The following is a 17629-nucleotide window of genomic DNA, read 5'->3' as shown; positions in this document are numbered from 1 at the left end:
CAGAGCCTGACAGGTTCATCGTCGATCCGATCCACCAGATGCCGGGACTAAACACCTAAGGTGGGCGACGCCGGGAACAGTGACCGCTACCGTTTTATGGCTACTCGCCAGTTCAGCGTTCAGTATTTACGTGTCGAATTTTGGAGATTATGGCGCAACCTACGGGTCTCTTAGCGCAATCATCGTTGCGCTGACTTGGTTGTGGCTGAGCGTCTACTCGTTCCTTTTGGGAGCGGCGCTCGATGTACAGGCCTACCGGGCAAAAAAATGCCCGTTTAATTCAATGCCAGATGATTGCGATGCTGATTTTGCCGCATTGCTCGCGTCGCATAATTTCGCGGTAAACAAATATTCAAAATACAGATTTTGAATAATGCCGATGTGAATGACCTTCTATAAGATACGTTGCTGCGATGCTGGTCAGCATGTCATACGTTCGAACGTGGTACGAGTATCGATGTCTGGGTACGGACAGTCATGTGAAACAGATTTATCTCTGGTACACGATTCACTGTTTCTTATATCTTGCAGAAAGATTGTCGTACCTACGACGTATTACTCGTTCGGCGCGGTCGCGCCATTCTCGGCGTTCTGTATGATCGCGATGCCACGCAGCAGCGAGTAGCTCCATCACTCGGAGACTGCGGCGGGCATGTTCTCGCAGGATCAGAAGGCGCACCTTGCGTTCTTCGTTATCTAGGTTGCTGAGGCTGAGAAGAGCCTCTTCCGACCATGCCAGCCTGCCCGCATGCAGCCGGGCCCGAGCCCTATATACCGCTAGGGATCGATCATCGGGAGCGTCGTTTGTCATGCGTCCTCTCAGACCCCAACTGCACACCACCGCGGTGGTAAGGCACTATAACCGATTGAAAATGTCTTCAAAAGCCAGCTTCGCCTTTCGCACCCGCTTTCTGGACCTACTCCATGCACGCAAGAAGATTATCAACTGACAGAGAGCCAAAGGCCGAGAAGCTGTCGGCGACCGCATAGGGCAGCAGCAGCGTACGTTCGCTGAGAAGCGCCCCGCAGCTGTAGACAACGTTTGGCACGTAACCATCCCGCTCATGCGGACTGGGAGCGATCACAGGCCGCGGCGTACGTGCCAGCAGCTTGGAGGGATCCTTCTTGTCGAGGAGGCAGGCACCGATGCAATAGTTGCGGACCGTGCCAACGCCATGGGTGAGCACGAGCCATCCTTCGTCGATCTCAAGCGGTGAGCCACAGTTGCCCATCTGCACGAACTCCCACGGGTACCGCGGTTCGACTAGCTTGACGCCGCTATTCCAGTGAAGGAGATCGTCTGAGACGTTCAACCAAATGTTCTTGTTGTCCTGGCGACCAAGGGTGACGTAGCGACCGTCGATCCGGCGTGGAAACAAGGCCATACCTTTGGCGCTGGCGACCTCCCCGGACAGGGCGCGCATCTCGAACGACTTGAAGTCCGTCGTCGAGAGTAGTTCCGACCGAGCTTCGGCGCCACTGAATGCCGTGTAAGTGCCGTGATAGGTGACGCGCCCGTCGTTCTCGACAAAGCGCACAAGGCGCATGTCTTCAATGCCCTGACGCTGGCTTGGCAGCGTCGGGAATAGCACGGTCTCCGATATGCTCCGGGATCCGCCGCAGTCGAGATGGACGACACCATCGTCATCGTCGCGCGGAAGGATAATCGGCGGTACGGACGTTGAGCCCGGATCGTCGATCGTAAGCTTGCCGCCCGGCGTCCAGGTGCCCGTCCGGAACGTGACCGACGAAACATGACCCTCACCAACGCCACGCAGAGACAGGACGAACCGGACCGCACCATCGGAAAGCCCCGTCTGATCGGGATGCAGAACGGCGCTGGGATTGAAGAGCGCCGCGGCCTCGTAAGCGTATTCCTGACTGAAGTAGGCACCGATCAGGCGCTGCTGCTCAGGCGAAAAACTTGCTGCGGAGGAAATGCGGTGGGCCATCTCGCCAAACCGGCGCAGGAGAGTGGTATCCACGTCGCGGTGATTCTCGTCGAGTGACGCCGTGACGCCGGTGAGTTGGCGCTGAAGCTCCTGCCCATCGAGGCTCATGATCAGTTCCACCGTCTCGTCCGTCCGTGTGGGGCCCGTGTCGAAACCCTTGGGATAACCCGGCTCGAACGGTCGTACGACGGTGCGGGAGGGATCGGGTTTCAGAACGACATCGTAGAAGTCCACATGGGCGCGCTTTGTCATTCATCATCCTCGTTGCGCCGTGAAATACGGCTTTACATCTTGAGCGGCTGCCGGGCCGCGAGCCATATCCATGTCGGGGTATGCTCGCTGGTCCTTCCCCAGCCGCCCATCCGCCTGCGCCTTCTCCGAACCGTCGGCAAGCGCAGGACTGAGCAGCGGGATCAATGCGAAGACCGGCGTCCCTGACATGCCCATAGGTCGCACGTCATCCACGATCGCAGCTTCGCCTATCCTCATATCCGCGGCTATGCGGCGACCACGAGCTTTACGAGCGTTCCGGGCTTCAGTGGCTCGTCAGCCGGAACGCCGTTGATGACGATGAAGCGTTCGCGCTTGCCGTCCGCTACCGCCATGCGCTGGCTCAACGTATCGATCGTGTCCCTTGCGCCAACGGTGACGACCCGGATGACCTTGCGACCCTCCTTGCCGTCGCCATAGGGCAGGCCATCGAGCATGCGGAGGAACGCCGTATCCTGGGTGGTTGCGAGCTCCGGCTTGCCGGTGGCCTTCGCCAGTGCCTCTGCGCGCTGTACACGATCGGCTCCATTGGGATGCGTCGATGCCCATGTCGGCGCAGACCGTGCGGTGCCGCTGGCCTGCGCCGTCAGCCCGGTCGACTAATCGAGCGCAGCCAGGATGTCGGCCGAGGCATAGGGCGAGTAGCCCGCAGCGGTGATGTAGCGGACGCCAAGCGCGTCCGCCTGATATTCCTGATCGCGTCCGTACTTCAGCGTGTACAACTGCGCCCCCGTGCCGGCGAGGCGGGTCGCAAGATCGCTTTTCGTAGCCAGGCTGACGCCGCGAGCAAGGAGGCCACCAATCGTCGCACGCGTGTTGCGCGAGGCGGCGTGGCGGGCGGCAACATGGCCTACCTCATGGCCCATCACGGAGGCGAATTCTGCTTCCGAGGTCATCAGTGCGAGCAGCTGACGGGTGACGTAGATGTACCCGCCCGGGATGGCGAAGGCATTCTCGACCGGGGAGTCTAGCAGAGTGACGGTAAAGTCGCTGCCTGCATTCGACAGGCCAGACTGGACCGCGACACNGCGCCTTGTCGGTCGCCGAAATCGAGCGGACCGTATTCTGGGCGGTGACAGGGGCGACGGGTGCGAGCAGGAATGCGCTGGCTAGCAGTGCGGCGATGTGACGGCGGATCATGAAGCTCTCCCGGTGACGAAGGTATAAACCGACCCTTACACCGTTGTTCCGGATGAGCATCGATACCGCCGCAATGATCTACCGATGACCTCGCTAGCTGCTAGCATCGGCGCTCGAACGAGAACCTAAGGCTGCCGCCTGCCATTCCATTGGCGCCGAGATCCACCGATCCAGCTGACTTCGTCAAACCAAATGCCGATGCTGCTCAGCAAGGCAGTATAACCGTTTTCTGAACGAGGCTCCGAAGTCGGGAAGCGGAAATGGACGCTGAATGTTGGATTGTGGATCTAGACAACCCGGGCACTGGATCTTGCGACCGGTAGCGCTCTGATCCGTATTCCGTTCGCGGCCGCCAAGGCGTTCGCAAGCGCTGCGGCGGTCGGTCCCTGCGCGCACTCGCCTGTCCCTAGGAACGGTGTGCCGGGCCGATCCATAACGTCGACGATCACGCTGCGCGGTGCATCGCCGAACCTCAGAATGGGGATAGGTGCCCAATCATAGTCGGTACGGCGCCCGCCATCGTAACCAGCCGCCTCGTAGGCGGTCCAACTGAGTGACTGCACGATGCCACCCTCCACTTGGTTGCGAATACCATCGGCCGATTCCGGCGTCGGGATGGGGGGTAATGTTGCTGCCGTAGATAGTGCCGAACGGCGTCTTGATCGGATAGCCGCCAGCATAGGGCCGGCCGCCTCCGGCCTGTTGGCAGCTGACGCAATTGCCGATCCGCGCCAGGTTCGCACCGCGCGCGACGAGCGCCGGGTCGAACGATCGCGGATTGGGACGCTCGACCGACGCGATGGCGGGGCGATGCGCGATGACGAAAAGGAGCCCAGGCACCGCAACTGCGATAGCGAGCGCCACGCTGGCGAACTTCAGGACGCGGGCTCGCGTCACTGCGCGCAAGTGAGTTCGGCGCTGCTCACTTCGGCTCGGCGTACGTGCCGACAAGGTCGCCCGTCGCAATCACGTGTCCGGCCGCGGCGGCAAGCAGCTGGTCGCGCGTCGCCCCAAGCGGCAGGTCAAGCTGGCGGTCGAGCCCGAGTACCTGGAAGTGGTAGTGATGTGGCTTGTCGCCCTTTGGCGGGCGCGGACCGTACCAGCCCACTGTTCCGCGTCCGCTCGCACCCTGCATGATACCTTCAAGCGGCCCGCCGCTCAGGCGGTCGCGCTTCTGCAACTCCTCGGGTAGGCGGGTGGTGCCCGCAGGTACGTTCCAGGCGACCCAGTGGACCACCGGTTTCGCCGAACCGTCCGGGTCTTCGACGACAATTGCGTAGGCAACTGCGTTCGGGACCGCGGACCAGTTCAGCGCGGGCGAGATGCCAAGGCCGTACTCGCTGTGCTGCCGCGGGATCGGGCTGTTGGCGGTGAAGGCGGTCGTGCCAACGGTGAGCCTTGCCGAGCCGCTTGCACGCGTTTCCGGACGCGTGAGCGCCAACGGGACGTTCGTGCCGCGTGCCGCCTGCTCCAGCATGGGGCCGGGCGGGGGGGCAAGCGGCGCGGCCTGGCCGGTGGCGCTGTCGTAGGTGATGCGGTAGATCACGCCGTTGGCGTCGTCCGAGAGCAGGAGGGAGCCGTCGCGCATGACTGCGACGCCACAAGGCCGTCCGTACTGGCCCGTGCCGTCGCGGCTCATGAACCCGCTGACGAACGTCTCGACGCGGGTCGCCTGACCGTTCGCGTCGAAGAGGATGCGCGCCAGCTCGTAGCCCGATGCGGGCTTGCGGTTCCAGCTTCCGCGAAGCGCGACGAAGGCGTCACCGGCCACGTCCGGGCCGAAGCCGCCGCCCGGATGGAAGGCCATCTGCATGCCCGCCGAGTGTGCGACGTGCATCAACACCGGATTTATCGACGCCGCTGCCCATTGCGCTGCGGTGATTCCGCCGGGCGGCTCATCCTGAGGGTTTCGCTTGCCGTTTTCGAACACGTAGGGCCAGCCGTAGCGGTTGCCCCGCTCGATCTTATTGACTTCCTCACGCTGGAGGTCGTTGCCGAGCCAGTCGATGCCCTGGTCCCAGCCCCACAGTTCACCCGTGCGCGGGTGCCATCCAAAGCCAATCGTGTTGCGTAAGCCCGAGGCCCATACCCGCCGCGTCTTTCCGTCAAGGCTGGCGCGGATCAGCGTCGCGTTCTCCTGGCTGGACTCGTCGCAAGCGTTACAGGTCGAGCCCGCGCTGATGTAAAGCATGTTGTCCGGGCCGACGGCCAGAGTACGGTTGAGGTGTTGCCCGGCGTCGGGCAGGTCATCGATCAGCGTCTCAATGGTGCCGATGCCGCCGTCCGGTCGCAGGGCTGCGCGGAACACCTCCTTGGCGGTCATGAAGTAGAGCATGCCGTCGTGGATCGTCAGCCCGTGTAGGCCGGGTCGGTTGACGATGACGGTTGGCGGGCCGTCCGCACGGCCGTCGCGGTTCGCATCCATCAGCCTGACGATATCGGCCTCCGAGCGCCGACTTACGTAGACCGAGCCGTCCGGTGCCACCGCCATGACGCGTGTGTTGCCCAGGCCGGTCGCCCATACGGTGGCGCGGTAGCCGCGGGGCAGCTTCAATGAGGCAGCGAAAGCGACCCCCGGCTTTAGCGGGGTCAGTTCGTTAAAGTAGGCCTGCACCGGACGCTTATCGTTGTCCTGAGGGCTGCTCTGGGCGGCCGACGGCGAGGCAACGAGGAGGAGCGCGGAAGCTAGCGGTGCGACTTTCATGAAATGCCATCCCCTTATGTCGGGGCTACAACGCGCGAGCCGCCTGAAGGGCGCACGCAGCGGGGGCACCAATTTCCGGTGAACGAGCGGCTGCTTTCGCGATTAGTCTAGGTGTCGCTGAATAGCCCGTTGTAGGTCGATGACGTCGGACTGACCAAGTCGTATGGCCGCCATTCAGAATGACACGCTATGCCGAACCGATGCATTACTGCGTTCAAATCGCTCCTCGGCCGATCGTCATCGATGACGATGGTCTTCCCGTCCCGAACTCGCACGTACTTGAGATCATCTTCCCCATCGATAGCATCGATACGGCCGCGGGCCCGACCAGTTCAATCATAGGCGCCGGCATCGCCAAGATCCTTGTAGCCGACGTCACCGTGAGGGGTGTGGGTCTCTGTTGAAGCGCCGCCTAGATGCCAACGTCAAGGCAGTGTGGGCGTTGGCCGTTGAGGTTCATGGTCTGACACAAAGAGCGGTTTGAAACGCGGAAGCCTATCGCAGCAACACGACTTTTTCGGAGCGCTGCAGCGTCGGACATAGTCTTGTCACTCAGGCGGAATTGTCGAGGGGGCGGGATCGGGCGGGGGCGGGGACGTACAACCGATTTCGCTATCGAGGCTTCGAAACGACGCTGCGTTGGCCATCGGGAATAGGATCAACCGGCTGCGAAGCACGACGTGAGTAAGAGATACCCGGCCTTTGCAATAGTCTGCAGTACGCGGTGTCGCCTGATCGAAAACGAACGCGCTGATCCGGCCATCCGCAAGCGCCACGACCTTCCAATAGCCTGATGGAACGCGTTCCAGAACCGGCCCGGCGGGTAACGGCGCCATGAGACGTTCGAACAAGGGTCCGGTGTATACGTAGACGGCGGTGTTCAGCCGTTGCGCGAGCGAGCGCTCTTGCCCTTCCAGTGCGTTCCACGGCCCCTGGTTCAGCGCCGAAGCCTGAGGGGTGATGTTCGACAGGATGTTGGTGTCAGCTGCAAACGGCGTGCCAGAGAATGCCGCAAGCGGCGCTTGATGACCGCGATCAGTCCGCAGAGCCTGATTGGCCCCGTCGTAAGCTTCCGGGGCGAGCGTCTCATTGGCAGCAAGCGAAGGGTCGGCGCGCCAGTCGCGATTCGACGACGGGCCGATCGATGAGGGCGTTACGCGATATGCGATCCAGTCCGCGAGCTTGGTTAGGTCGTTGGACGACAGCGTGTAGATCTCGCGCACGACGGTGTCGTTCGTGGCCGGCGCCCCCAAGGGACAGCCGAACAGGCAGTGGAACGTGTGCAATTCACCATCGCTAGCCAGGGCAGGGGGGGCATATACCGCTACCGCCGCAATTAGGACGATACGCCTGAGCGTTTTGGCCCAACGACGAGATCGAGCGTCCGGACGGATCATGAGGCTGTCGTAAAAACACTGCATGACCAAATTCTATAGTTGGCCGGTGACGTCTGTGCGACGATCATAGAACACCCGAGGACCTCGTATGCGCGACGACCAGAACTTCCCGGTCTACACAGCCGATATGTTCGCATCGCCCGCGGACGAATGCGACATCGTCATGAAGGGCGGCGTCACAAGCGGCATCGTCTATCCATACGCTATTCTGGAGCTTGCTCGTCGGTATCGGTTCCGCTCGATTGGCGGCACGTCTGCTGGCGCGATCGCAGCGTCGCTGGCAGCAGCGGCCGAGTATGCGCGCACGGTACGTGGTGATCCTGCCGGCTTTGTCCGCCTGCAATATCATTGTGACGAACTACCCGAGCGCATGGCCTCACTGTTCCAGCCCGAGCCTCGCTACCGCCGCCTTTTTCGGTATCTGCTTCGCGCCCAGAGCGGCAGCAGCGCGCTGCGGCTGATTGCAGGCCTGCCATTGGTCGCACCGTTTCAAGCTATGGTCGGTACCGTCACCGGGGCGATCGGTATGTGGGCGTTGAGGGCCGGACTGGCGGGTATTGTTCTTGGAGCACTTGTCGGGCTGGTTGTCGTCCTACTCGTCCATGTGCAAACGCTTATCCGAACGCAACTGCCGCAAAGCGACTTTGGTGTCTGCCCGGGCACCGATCAATCTGGCGGGAACGGGCCCGCGCTGACCAGCTGGCTTCATGCAGCGATCCAAGACATCGCTTTCGGTGAAGACTGTCGGAGCCGACCGCCGCTTACCTTCGGCCAATTGCGAGGAACCGGCTCAAGCGAGCAGATTGATCTGCGCGTTATTACAACCAACCTTGGTATGGGGCGGCCGCACACGCTGCCAACCCTCGGCATCACCGCGGCATACAGCGATACCGAGTGGCGGCGACTGTTTCCGGGCGATGTGTGCGAGTGGATGGCGGGATCCGGTGCCGAACCGGCTCAGATGCCTGGGCTCTTAAGCTTTCCCTCCCCGGTCGATCTGCCGGTCCTCGTTGCCGCGCGGATGAGCCTTGCCTTTCCGCTGCTGTTTGCAGCGGTACCGGTCCATGTCCGCGACTTCGCGAACGCCGAGCTTCAGCGCGCCACCGACGCTACGCCGATAATCGAAAACCGGCGTATCTTGTTTGCCGATGGCGGCATCAGCAGCAATTTTCCTATCCACCTGTTCGATGCCCTGTTGCCTGCTCGACCGACTTTCGCACTCAGCCTGGACGACCTTCCCCCCGGAACTACGACCGGGGACCAGCGGGTATTCATCCCTGCCACCGCCCGCCAAGGCTTTGGGTTGCCGGCGCGCGAGACAGTGTCCGTCAGTGGTCTGTTCGGATCGATCCTGAGGGCGGCGAAAGAATGGCAGGATCAGTTGCTGAGTACGATGCCTGGACAGCGCGAGCGCATTGCCCATGTCATGCTTTCGGCGGACGAAGGCGGCCTCAACCTGACCATGCCCCCAGAACGTACGCGAGCACTGATGTTGCGCGGGCTCGAGGTTGGCCGTCGATTTGCTGATGGCGCACTCGATTTCGATGAACACCGCTGGCGGCGATCGCTGGTAGCATATGACCAACTCGCCCGGATGTCGGACACCGTCCATCAAACTTGGTCGAGCGGCTTCGGTTCGTGGCTGCTTGGCTATCTGACACGTCCGAAAAGCTATCGGCGTCTCACAGTGACAGATCGGAGTACGATCCATCATGCTCTAGGCGCGGTTGCAGATCTGGATGGCGCATTTGAGCCCGGCATCAATGACGCCGTCCGCAAGTTGCCGCGGCCGGTAGGTACCTTGCGGGTTAGTCCGCGATACTAACCTGATCGAGGAAAGCCGCGACGGATCACGCCCCGCTATTTTTTCGATGAATGCCGCTAAGGATCAGCCTTGGGGGCACCTACATCTGGCCGGAATCAGCAGCCGTTCAACGCCATTGTAGCCGATCGTAGTGCAATCAGCCGATCAGATGCCGCTGGCGAAAGATTGCCCCATGCTAACGCAGAACGATGCGGAGCGGCTTCCGCCCATATCCGGGCGGCCAGTTGGGAAACCTGAGCAGCTGTCGCCGGGGAGCCGCTGGCGACGCAGTAAACCAGCTCGTCTGGCATCAGGGGGGATAAGCTGACCACGCGTGTGACTCCAATTACAGAGCGCAGCGCCTAGGTCAGTTCCGTTGCGGCATCATGACACGTATGAAAGGCGTGCCGCTATGTTATCGTTGTCTGGCCGTGCCTTCGGCTGTGTGCCGACGGTTGCATTGGCTCGCGCGACCGAACCCTCACTACGTTCGTTGCAATCGCTCGGGCAAACTTCATGGCCCCACATTGAAGGAGCAACACGATGTCGGACCTCAGCCTACACGACCTGTCAAAGAAGATGGCAAAGTTGGACTTCACGATGATGGCCACTCGCTCACCCAACGGCACCCTGACAGCCCGCCCAATGAGCAACAACGGCGATGTAGAATACCAAGGTGACAGCTACTTTTTCGCCTACCAAAACTCGCGGAAGGTTACTGACCTGCGCGCCGATTCACGCGTCACGCTTAGCTATACCGGTGCCGTCGGTATGCTTGGCGGTCCCCCACTTTTTGTAACTGTCGAAGGCGCCGCTTTGTTGATCGAGGACAAAGCCGCGTTCGCCGATCACTGGACCAAGGATCTCGATCGGTACTTTCCTGAGGGCATCGACACACCCGGTGTCGTAATGATCCGGGTCGACGCGAAGACAATCCGCTACTGGGATGGTAGCGACGAGGGGGAGATCAATGTCTGAGTGAGGTAGCTTAGCTCATACCACCTATGACTTCCGCGGCATTGTCGCGGGAGTCTTCGGTCTTCAACCTCTATATGTCGCCAATTCCGCAACATTTAACCCTTAATGGGTCTCCCTTGAACCTGATGGATCGAAGCTGCGTTTCCTTTCGCAGAACCTGCGCTTTGTGAACGCGGGATACGCGCGGATGAACGATGAAACAGCAGTCACCTGATAGCGGACAACGGGATGGCAAAGAGGCCGTCCTTCGACAGCAGGCAGTACTCGCAAAGTTTGGGGAGATGGCCCTTCGTTGCGACGATCTTGAAAAAATTCTCACCGAGGCTTGCCGACTGCTGGGTGAGGCTCTGGGTACAGATCTCGCCAAGGCCATGGAACTGCAGGACGACGGCAAAACGCTGCTGGTCCGCTCAGGCGTAGGCTGGAAGCCCGGCATCATTGGACACGTCACGGTCGAAGCAACAGCGAACTCTTCGGAAGGTCACGCACTGAAGACCGGCGATCCGGTGACATCGGACAACATCGATGAGGAGGAACGCTTCGAGTATGCCGAGTTCATCAGGGACCACGGTGTCAAAGCGCTCGTCAACGTCATCATCCTTGGCTCAGAGGGCCACCAGCCATTCGGTCTTCTACAGGTGGACAGCCGGACGCCGCGGGCGTTCGATGACGAAGACATCAACTTCCTGCGGGGCTACGCCAACCTGCTTGCCGCTGCCGTTGAACGCTTGCGGACGCTGACGGAGCGAGATCGTGCGGAAACCCGTCTGCGCGAGAGCGAGGATTACTACCGCGCCGCGGTCGAACTCAATCCGCAAATTCCCTGGACTGCCGATCCGCAGGGCAGGATTACCGGCTTCAGCGAGCGATGGCTGGAGCTGACCGGCCTCACTCGGGAAAGCTCGATGGGTGAGGGATGGATGACGGCTCCCCACCCGGACGATCTCGCAGCAATGAGCACTGCCTGGCAGCATTCGGTAGCGACTGGCGAACCCTATGATGTTGAAGCGCGTATCCGGGCGACCGATGGCGACTACCGGTGGCTTCGGGTACGGGCTTTGCCGCGCCGAAGCGATCGCGGTGAGATCACCGGATGGTACGGCACCACCGAAGACATCGGAGGCCGCCGCCAGCTGGAGGAGGCGCTGCGCCATGCCAATCAGACCCTTGAGCAGCGCGTGCTGGAACGTACCTCGCAATGGGAGGACGAGCAGCGGCAGCGGATCGATGCCGAAGAACTTTTGCGCCAGAGTCAGAAGATGGAAGCCATTGGCCAGCTTACCGGCGGTGTGGCGCACGACTTCAACAATCTGCTCACCGTCATCCGTGGCTCGGTCGACCTCCTGCGTCGCCCCGATCTTGCCCCCGAAAAGCGTGAACGATATATCGATGCGATTGGCAACACGGCCGAGCGTGCGGCCAAGCTCACCAGCCAACTGCTTGCCTTTGCCCGACGCCAGTCGCTGAAACCGGAGGTATTTGACGTCCGCACCCGGCTTGGTGGCGTGGCGGAGATGCTGGATAGCGTGACGGGAGCCCGGATCAGCATCACCACCGACCTGCCGGAGAAGCCATGCGTGGTAACCGCAGATGTTAATCAGTTCGAAACCGCGCTCGTCAACATGACAGTCAACGCGCGGGATGCGATGGATGGCGAGGGTACATTGACGATCGCGGTTCGCTGTGGCGAGGCCATGCCTCCTATTCGCGGCCATGGCGGATCGGCCGGCCCGTTCGTCACCGTGTCCCTAACCGATACCGGCAGCGGTATCGCTGCCGACGACCTGGCCCGCATCTTTGAGCCGTTCTTTACTACCAAGGAGGTCGGCAAGGGCACTGGACTGGGTCTCAGCCAGGTGTTCGGATTTGCCAAGCAATCGGGCGGAGATGTCAGCGTCGAAAGTGAGCCTGGCCGAACTACCTTTTCACTTTTCCTGCCAGAAACCGAGCAGGCCGAGCTGACTGCTGCTCGCCCGGACGCAGATACGACTGGCAAGGAAGGCGAGGGCCTCTGTGTGCTTGTGGTCGAGGACAACGTCGAGGTAGGCCGCTTCTCTACCCAAATGCTTGCTGAGTTTGGCTATGACACCGTCTGGGTCTCCAGCGCAGAGGAGGCAATCAAGCGTCTGGGCGATGATGGCGATGGATTTGATGTTGTCTTCTCGGATGTGGTTATGCCTGGAATGGGAGGCCTCGAACTCGCCAAGCATGTTCGGCAAAAGCTGCCGGCGATGCCCGTGATCCTCGCCAGTGGATACAGCCATGTGCTCGCTCAGGAAGGCAGCCATGGCTTCGATCTATTGCACAAACCCTACTCGGCGGACGAACTCACGAGCGCTCTTCGTGAGGCTGTCCGCTCACACGCTTAACTGAAGTGCGCCGAATGTCTCGAATAACCTAAGTTTCTGACGTTGCGAATGTCGCCGCTTTTGCGACAGCGGAATGTCGCATCTTGGTGGTTAGCGGACAGTCCGCTTTCAGGATGATTGATGCCAACGCGGACATGGCGCCGCGTCGCCTTTCCACAGATAATTGTGAACGGACGCCCCCTTACAATTTTTTACATGAGGCCGGATAACCAGAACATAATCGCCCTCTTGTTGCTCAACCAAGGGCTATTATATAGTGCACTATGGAAACAGGTGCTTCACATATCTCGGATCAGCTAGCTGCGGCATCAGGCGCGGGGAGCGAACTGGCTTTCGCCCTGTACGGCGCTGCCAACCGCATGGCCCGGATGCACAAACCGTTTCTCGAACCGCTCGGGTTGACATTTTCCCAGTACCTCGTGCTGCTCGAACTGTTTGCGGGAACGCCTCGGACGGTCGGAGACCTGTGCGCCAAACTTGCAATGGAAACGGGCACGATCACGCCGCTTCTCAAACGGCTCGCGGCCGCAGGGATGGTAACGCGAACGCGCGATGTCACTGACGAGCGACGCGTTCTGATCGAGCTAACCCCAGCCGGGGAGGCGCTTCGTGAGCGCGTGCAAGCCGTCAGTGGTCAGATCAAAAGCGCTTGCAAGCTAGACGAGCGAGGGATCGCAGATCTGCGCGGTACGCTCGACGACCTCGCCTGGCCAGCCGACAGAGCCGACCGATAATTCAGTCTTAATTTGAAAGGTAGTTATGGCAACGCAGCTCATCGAACGCGATTTGGACGCGATCTCGGCCGACCTTTTACCGTTCGAGGACGCGGTCCGCACCCGTCGCTCTATCCGTGGCTTCCTCGATCGGCCGTTGCCTGAAAACATCATTCGTGCGGTATTGGATGACGCACAATTTGCTCCATCCAATTGCAACACGCAGCCTTGGAACACCCACATCGTACGCGGCGAGAAGCTGAAGCAGCTGTCGCAGCTACTTCATGCCAAGAACGATGCCGGCGAGTTCACGCCCGACTTTTCGTTCGACGTAAATGACTTCTACGGTGAATATCGCGAGCGCAACAACGCTCTTGGCAAGGCATATTACGAAGCCATGAATGTGATGCGCGAGGACAAGGAGGCTCGTCACCGCGCTGGAGCGAAGAACTATTCGTTCTTCGATGCCCCCCAGGCGGCGTTCCTGTTCATGCCGTCCTTCGGCGACAATGTCCGCGTTGCCGGTGATATGGGCATGTACGGACAGACCCTCCTGCTGTCGCTTGCCGCACGTGGACTTGGCGGCATTCCGCAAACGGCGCTTGGCTTTTTCGCAGGCACTATCCGTGAGTTCTTGGGCATTCCAGACGATCTGAAGCTGCTATTCGGCATCTCATTCGGCTATCCTGACGACGACGCGCCGGGCAACCGGGTACGTATGGATCGCGTGCCGCTCGAGACGAGCGTGACCTTTCACGCCTGAGACATATCCGGGGCGGACCATAGTTCGTCCCGGCTTTCCAAACGAAACCGCACCAAGCTCGAAGACCTTCCGCCGGGAGGTGATCGGGCGCTGATGGCGCACGAATGACGAGGATCAACACATGAAGATCGGGATATTGGGCACTGGCAATATCGGTGCGACGCTGGCGACGAAACTGAGCGCGGCCGGGCATGCGGTGAAGGTCGCAAACTCGCGTGGTCCTGATACTATCGATGTCGACATTCTGAAGAACGGCGCGCGTGCGGTTACGGCCGCAGATGCCGTAACCGGGGTCGATGTGGTGATCATGTCCACCCCGCTCCGCGCCCTGCCCAAGATTGCACCTCTGGTCGCGGTTTTGCCGGAGGATGTAATCGTAATCGATACCTCCAACTACTATCCAGCCCGCGATACCGAGATCAGTGCGATAGAGGCTGGCATGGCGGAAAGCGTGTGGGTGGCGAACGAACTTGGTCGACCGATCGCCAAGGCATGGAACGCCATCACCTCTGCCTCCTTTGCCGAAAAGGGCGTTCCGGCTGGATCAGCTGGGCGGATTGCGATTCCCGTTGCGGCCGATGGCGAGCGGGAGCGTGACGTGGCGATGGCGCTGGTGGAAGAAACCGGCCTCGATGCCTTCTATTCGGGCACGCTGGCGGAGTCCTGGCGCCAGCAGCCCGGATCGCCTTGCTATTGTACCGATCTTACCCGCGACGAGGTGCCCGCCGCGTTGGAATCAGCAGAGCGCAAACGTCTTCCGAAACGTCGCGATCTCGCCATCGAAGCGATCATGGAGCGGGTCGGCGACAGCACCACCAATCCAGACTCGGACTACGCCGTACGGCTCACTCGCGCACTTTTCATGTGAGCGCTGCCGGACTGACGTGCCTGTGCGTCCGCGCCGATCTTCACCGCCCTCAATCGAGAGACCAAAGATGACCACCGAATCCAGCCCCCTTATTTTCCTCATGGGCACCACCGGTCAGACCGGCCGATTGATTCTGGAAGAGCTCGACCGCGATGCGGGCAATTCCCGCATCCGCATCGGCGTACGCAAGCAGACGGATCTGGACCGGCTGCTGGCCGAAGGGCGCGATGCAGTCCTGTTCGACCTGGACGATCCGCGCACCTTCGGTCCGGCGCTGTACGGCGTCGATCGCATGAATATCCTTACCGGCTACACCATCGCCATGACGCACCAGACCAAAACCGTGGTGGACGCGGCGAAGAAGGCGGGGGTGAAGCATATCGTCAACCAGGGCGTGTTTGCCGCGGACGATGCTACCGACTCCAAATACTGCTGGTTTGCGCTCGTTGAAGCCTACATCGAGGCCAGCGGGATCGCCTGGACACACTTGCATCCCAACGTGTTCCTTGAGAACATGCTCAGCGTATCGCAGCCCGTTGGCGGCACAATATCAACGTTCTGGGGCGAGAACCGCGTCGGCTATGTAGCACTTCATGATCTCGCTGCCGTCACCGCCAAGGTCCTACGTGACGGTCCGGAACGCCATGGTTCGAAAGATTATTTTCTCAGCACCGAAACCATGACCAGTTCGGAACTCGCCACGGCATTCAGTGAGGTGCTCGACCGTCCGATCCGCAGCAATTCCCTGGATGCGGCCGATATGGAAGCGCTGTTCAAGAAGGGCACGGTGCAGGTCGAAGACTGGTACGCACGTAGCTCGTTTGAGCTTCTGACGCAGTTTAACGATGGTCGCATGGGCTATATGGGCACCGTCAAGAACGACGTCCCCTACCTGCTGGGAAGGCCGGCAATTGGAGTTCGTGCTTGGGCGGAAATGCATAAAGCGCAGCTTTTGAATTTGGTCGATCAGCCCAGCAGCTAATCAATCAAATTCAGGGGCGGCGCGGTGTGCCGCTTACCTGACTGATTGTCGTGTCGCGGAAATGGTCGTGTTGAACGAAGACCGCTTTCGGGGTGCGAATTGTGCACCGGGACGTCTAAGCATGGGCGTAGGCGGAATGGCCGCTTTTGGAAACACGGATTGTCCGCCGGAATGGCCGGGTTTGGGCGTTAGCGGGGGTGTAGCAATGAGCTACGACCCGAGTTTTCGGCGCCCCATTGCCGCTCCTGCATAATACATTTACACAAACCATTAGTTTAACAGGATCAGCAGCTTACCACCTCGTAGATTGGTAAGTAGCGGACATTCCGCTCCTTTCCGCCTGTATGACATGGTCGCGCTGCCAACGTGACGGAATCGGTAGACGTATAGCTACAGCGATCCTCAACGACGGGGTTCAGATTCGATTCCCCGCCGCTGGGAATGGCTGAAAAAGGGCGGACGTGCCGGATATCGATCGTTGGGTTGGCCGCAGAACTCGCGACAGCGAATATGTCACTATTTCATGGCTAACAATGAGCGTTCCAGCGGCCTCCCTGCCTTTTCTACGTTCGCCTCATTGGGAAACAATAAAGTTATACGTCAGCACGTTCGACGCGTTGCCACCGCCGTAGCCCATTGGGACTGCTGCAATTTTCAAGGCTTTCCTGCCGGGGTGAATGAACTGGATTCGCATGTTTGTAGCATCGCGGAGCCGTTTCGCCGGGTCATCTCCAACGCGAGGAGGTTGCGTGATTTTGTAGATTGGGTCTGGCCGGGGCGTCCAATATGTTCCGGTTCCCAGATAAGCAGGCAATACGAATGCGACAGTATCACCGACCTTGACATCGATTTCTCTGCCCGCGTCGTCATAGCGGAGGGTGTGCGTGACATTGGATTTTGCAACAGCTGACGTCGACAAAGCTATAGTGATTCCAACCAGGAATTTGTTAGCGTAGGACATTTGTCTCTCCAGGTGTCATACCGGCATTGATCATGCTGCGCGCAGTCGCAATATAGCGCAATGAGAGAATGCGTGTGTTTCAATCGCATCGGCCGCTTCCTGCCGTTCCGCTTTGACGCCTTAAACCGGCCCGTCGGCTTTTTCGGGTGATCTGGTTGGCTCGGGGCCTCCGGAACGACCACGCCTGGTGGAAAGCGGACAGACTGCTTTTTCGCGTTTATCCGCATTCGCGCCGCCTCCAGGCCGAATGGCCCATTGTAGTGGGCGGCGGACCTTTAAGTGCCCTTCGGCCACTTCTACCAGAGCATGTGATCTGTAATCACGCCGAACCTGACGAGAAAGCCGAGCGTCGCGCCGATCAAAAGAAGGGTCAGGTACACGGCGATGGCTCGCGTCCGGCTCCGACGATCCGTCTCGTAGCTCATGCTTCATCACCTTGTAGCTGACGCTGCCGCCAAGGTAAACGGTCCAAACAACGTCCGGCATTGGCCGGAAGAAAAATGGCCCGTATGAATAGAAAAGGCAACGTTGATTAGGTAGGAGTCAATGTCTGAAATACAGGGCGAGTGAGGCCGAGCAGCTCGTTAAGCTCTTAGACGGGCTTCCAGCCTTTGATGCGTCTCAATACCCCGACGATCCGCAGATCGCTGCCATCGGTGCGGGAAACGCGCAGACCCGCGAGGTCTTCGCGGACGAAGCGGCAGGCATCGTCCAGCGCCAGGTGCACC

At 60.2% G+C, this 17629-nt stretch carries 14 protein-coding genes and 3 pseudogenes; 8 read left to right on the top strand and 9 right to left on the bottom strand.

Going from position 1 to position 17629, the window contains the following annotated elements; translation table 11 throughout:
• Positions 1-58: 58 nt before the first annotated feature.
• Positions 59-370, top strand: a pseudogene (locus IFS44_RS19495) (YihY/virulence factor BrkB family protein); the annotation flags it as partial.
• A gap of 547 nt (positions 371-917) precedes the next feature.
• Here IFS44_RS19495 and IFS44_RS19490 read toward each other — a convergent pair.
• The 6 genes and pseudogenes from IFS44_RS19490 to IFS44_RS19475 all read right to left on the bottom strand — a co-directional run bounded on the left by IFS44_RS19490 (position 918) and on the right by IFS44_RS19475 (position 7463).
• Complete coding sequence (locus IFS44_RS19490) at positions 918-2204, bottom strand: glycoside hydrolase family 130 protein (RefSeq protein WP_192003659.1); 1287 nt, start codon at positions 2202-2204, stop codon at positions 918-920.
• A gap of 245 nt (positions 2205-2449) precedes the next feature.
• Positions 2450-2659, bottom strand: coding sequence for a hypothetical protein (locus IFS44_RS22440; RefSeq protein ID WP_244650455.1), 210 nt, complete (start codon positions 2657-2659; stop codon positions 2450-2452).
• A 162-nt stretch (positions 2660-2821) separates the two neighbouring features.
• A pseudogene (locus tag IFS44_RS22435) lies at positions 2822-3249 on the bottom strand (M48 family metalloprotease); the annotation flags it as partial.
• A 608-nt stretch (positions 3250-3857) separates the two neighbouring features.
• Positions 3858-4202, bottom strand: coding sequence for a hypothetical protein (locus IFS44_RS21960; protein WP_206757880.1), 345 nt, complete (start codon positions 4200-4202; stop codon positions 3858-3860).
• 82 nt (positions 4203-4284) lie between these two features.
• Entirely contained in the window at positions 4285-6066 is a 1782-nt protein-coding gene (locus tag IFS44_RS19480; RefSeq protein WP_192099722.1) for a YbhB/YbcL family Raf kinase inhibitor-like protein, read from the bottom strand.
• A gap of 548 nt (positions 6067-6614) precedes the next feature.
• The gene (locus tag IFS44_RS19475) at positions 6615-7463 is read right to left on the bottom strand and encodes a DNA/RNA non-specific endonuclease (RefSeq protein WP_244650454.1); all 849 of its coding nucleotides are present in this window, start codon (positions 7461-7463) and stop codon (positions 6615-6617) included.
• A gap of 127 nt (positions 7464-7590) precedes the next feature.
• On the opposite strand from IFS44_RS19475, the pseudogene IFS44_RS23005 reads away from it, so the two are divergent.
• The 7 genes and pseudogenes from IFS44_RS23005 to IFS44_RS19440 form a co-directional block, all read left to right on the top strand.
• Positions 7591-7755 (top strand): annotated as a pseudogene (locus IFS44_RS23005) (patatin-like phospholipase family protein); the annotation flags it as partial.
• Positions 7756-9810: 2055 nt separating this feature from the next.
• Positions 9811-10245, top strand: coding sequence for a pyridoxamine 5'-phosphate oxidase family protein (locus tag IFS44_RS19465; protein ID WP_192099719.1), 435 nt, complete (start codon positions 9811-9813; stop codon positions 10243-10245).
• 194 nt (positions 10246-10439) lie between these two features.
• Positions 10440-12614: a PAS domain-containing protein gene (locus IFS44_RS19460; protein WP_192099718.1), complete on the top strand. Its 2175-nt coding sequence runs from the start codon at positions 10440-10442 to the stop codon at positions 12612-12614.
• Positions 12615-12877: 263 nt separating this feature from the next.
• A complete protein-coding gene (locus IFS44_RS19455) occupies positions 12878-13348 on the top strand; it encodes a MarR family winged helix-turn-helix transcriptional regulator (protein ID WP_192099717.1) in 471 nt (156 codons plus the stop codon).
• 25 nt (positions 13349-13373) lie between these two features.
• On the top strand, positions 13374-14090 hold the full coding sequence (locus IFS44_RS19450; protein ID WP_192099716.1) for a nitroreductase: 717 nt from the start codon (positions 13374-13376) through the stop codon (positions 14088-14090).
• Between the two features lie 121 nt (positions 14091-14211).
• Complete coding sequence (locus IFS44_RS19445) at positions 14212-14958, top strand: NADPH-dependent F420 reductase (protein ID WP_192099715.1); 747 nt, start codon at positions 14212-14214, stop codon at positions 14956-14958.
• A 67-nt stretch (positions 14959-15025) separates the two neighbouring features.
• Complete coding sequence (locus tag IFS44_RS19440) at positions 15026-15940, top strand: NmrA family NAD(P)-binding protein (protein ID WP_192071899.1); 915 nt, start codon at positions 15026-15028, stop codon at positions 15938-15940.
• Between the two features lie 574 nt (positions 15941-16514).
• On the opposite strand, the gene IFS44_RS19435 is transcribed toward IFS44_RS19440, so the two are convergent.
• From IFS44_RS19435 to IFS44_RS22665, 3 genes are all read right to left on the bottom strand, one after another.
• A complete protein-coding gene (locus tag IFS44_RS19435) occupies positions 16515-16901 on the bottom strand; it encodes a hypothetical protein (RefSeq protein ID WP_192099714.1) in 387 nt (128 codons plus the stop codon).
• Between the two features lie 296 nt (positions 16902-17197).
• Positions 17198-17326 (bottom strand): hypothetical protein, encoded by a 129-nt coding sequence (locus tag IFS44_RS22670; protein ID WP_274604255.1) that lies wholly within the window; start codon positions 17324-17326, stop codon positions 17198-17200.
• Between the two features lie 167 nt (positions 17327-17493).
• The gene (locus IFS44_RS22665; RefSeq protein WP_274604254.1) at positions 17494-17628 is read right to left on the bottom strand and encodes a hypothetical protein; all 135 of its coding nucleotides are present in this window, start codon (positions 17626-17628) and stop codon (positions 17494-17496) included.
• Between the last annotated feature and the right edge of the window lies 1 nt (position 17629).

This window comes from Sphingomonas sp. CFBP 13706 (assembly GCF_014842355.1).
Taxonomy (GTDB): domain Bacteria; phylum Pseudomonadota; class Alphaproteobacteria; order Sphingomonadales; family Sphingomonadaceae; genus Sphingomonas; species Sphingomonas aerolata.
Note: the sequence above shows the minus strand (reverse complement) of the source record. Positions and strands in the feature narration are given on the sequence as shown.